3 protein-coding genes are annotated in these 1,482 nt (G+C 55.7%); 1 reads left to right on the plus strand and 2 read right to left on the minus strand.

The features are described from left to right. Nucleotides 1–113 precede the first annotated feature (113 nt). Nucleotides 114–335, plus strand: a complete 222-nt coding sequence (locus NCT32_RS29175; protein ID WP_250490827.1) for a hypothetical protein — start codon at nt 114–116, stop codon at nt 333–335. A 166-nt stretch (nt 336–501) separates the two neighbouring features. Here the strand turns inward: NCT32_RS29175 and NCT32_RS29180 are convergent, their stop codons facing one another. Both NCT32_RS29180 and NCT32_RS29185 read right to left on the minus strand, forming a co-directional pair. Continuing rightward, nucleotides 502–759 carry a hypothetical protein gene (locus NCT32_RS29180; RefSeq protein WP_061122019.1) on the minus strand — a complete coding sequence of 86 codons (258 nt, stop codon included), beginning with the start codon at nt 757–759 and terminating at the stop codon, nt 502–504. Nucleotides 760–1,221: 462 nt separating this feature from the next. After that, complete coding sequence (locus NCT32_RS29185; RefSeq protein WP_061122020.1) at nt 1,222–1,479, minus strand: hypothetical protein; 258 nt, start codon at nt 1,477–1,479, stop codon at nt 1,222–1,224. Nucleotides 1,480–1,482: the final 3 nt, after the last annotated feature.

Here is a 1,482-nt window from a genome sequence, read left to right on the forward strand (position 1 = left end):
TGTAGCTCCTGGACTGGGTTTGGTTGGATGAGCATCAATCGTTGCGCTCGCAGCTACATATGCGAGGGCTGTGCCAGCCAAGGCTAGAGGATCTGTTCGGTTAGGCTAATGCATTGATTGTTAATCAAAAATATCCGAGACGATGCAGGTTTGAAGGCAACTTTGGATTGCACGACACGGGGCAAGTTGTTGGTGGCGGAAAAACAGAAGTGGGGACGTTGTCGGTGGGCGACGAACAGGGGGCGGTATTGGCAGCGGTAAAAGTCAAAACGCAATGCGAACAGGTAGGGGCCCGTGAGATCCCGATTCAAACAAAGTTATCGGCTTCGGAATGAACGACGTGAAGTTTTAATTCGGAAAACGAACGTTATGCAATGTGATGCGGACGCGGATGTTGAGCGTCGCAGTGGGAAGAGGGATTGAAGCGCGAGAGAAAAGAGAAAAGAGAAAAGAGAAAAGGGAGAAGGAAATGAATCCTTCTCCCTTCGAGGATGCCTGTCTTTACAGCTTCACGCCTTCGAGCAGGCTGCCGACCGACGAAAGCGACTTCGTGACGTTCGTCAGATCGACGTTCGTGTGGGTCGAAGCATCGACTTGCGTCACCGGCGCGACGTTGGTCTGCGGGCTGGCGAAAGCAAAGCCGCTGATCGAGTTGGCGTTGATGCCGTTGTTCTGGAAGATGCTCCCGCCGCCGACGATGGCGCCCATTTCAGCGCGGCCGAGTTCTTTGCTAGCGGCGAGGTTTTCGATCTTAAGCATGATGTGTCTCCTGGGACTGTGTGGGTTGGATGAGCACCAATCGTTGCGCTCGCGTCTCTATATGCGAGGGCCGTGCCAGGCGTTGCTGGAAGGTCTGTTCGGTTAATCCAACTCGTTGAAAATCAAGCCGAATAAACGCTGGAGAGCGTGAGACAGGCGATTCGCGGGGCATCGGCGGTATGGATTCGTTGGATACCGGGAGACAGCTTGCGCGGACGTGTCGGCATGGCGCTGACAACTCGAATCGACGGTTATCGAAACACCATCGACGCAGTAGCGTGGCGACTGCGCAGACGTTGTCCGCGTTGCCGAGTACTCGGTGATGACCCGTGCGAAAGAGAGAAACGGCCGCGTGAATTCGCGCATTGCGCGCGAGGGCCTGCGAATGAATGTCGAAGCAGGAATGCGAAGAGAGGGAGAAGGAAACGTCGTGGTTCCTTCTCCCTTCGAGCGGTGATGCTTTTACAGCTTCACGCCGCCGAGCAGGCTGCCCACTGCGTCGAGCGACTTCGTCACGTTCTTCAGATCGACGTCCGTATGCGTGGAGGCATCGACCTGCGTCACGGGAGCGACGTTGGTTTGCGGGCTCGCGAAGGCAAAGCCGCTGATCGAGTTGTAGTTGACGCCGTTGTTCTGGAAGATGCTTGCGCCGCCGACGATAGCGCCCATTTCAGCGCGGCCGAGTTCTTTGCTGACAGCGAGGTTGTCGATTTTCAACATGAT

Origin of the sequence: Caballeronia sp. INML2, from assembly GCF_023631365.1 — a bacterium.
Taxonomy (GTDB): domain Bacteria; phylum Pseudomonadota; class Gammaproteobacteria; order Burkholderiales; family Burkholderiaceae; genus Caballeronia; species Caballeronia turbans.

What these genes read in the sequence shown, in the direction of transcription:
- NCT32_RS29180 (WP_061122019.1), bottom strand. Translation starts at nt 759, where the DNA reads ATGCTTAAGATCGAAAACCTCGCCGCTAGCAAAGAACTCGGCCGCGCT.
- NCT32_RS29185 (WP_061122020.1), bottom strand. Translation starts at nt 1,479, where the DNA reads ATGTTGAAAATCGACAACCTCGCTGTCAGCAAAGAACTCGGCCGCGCT.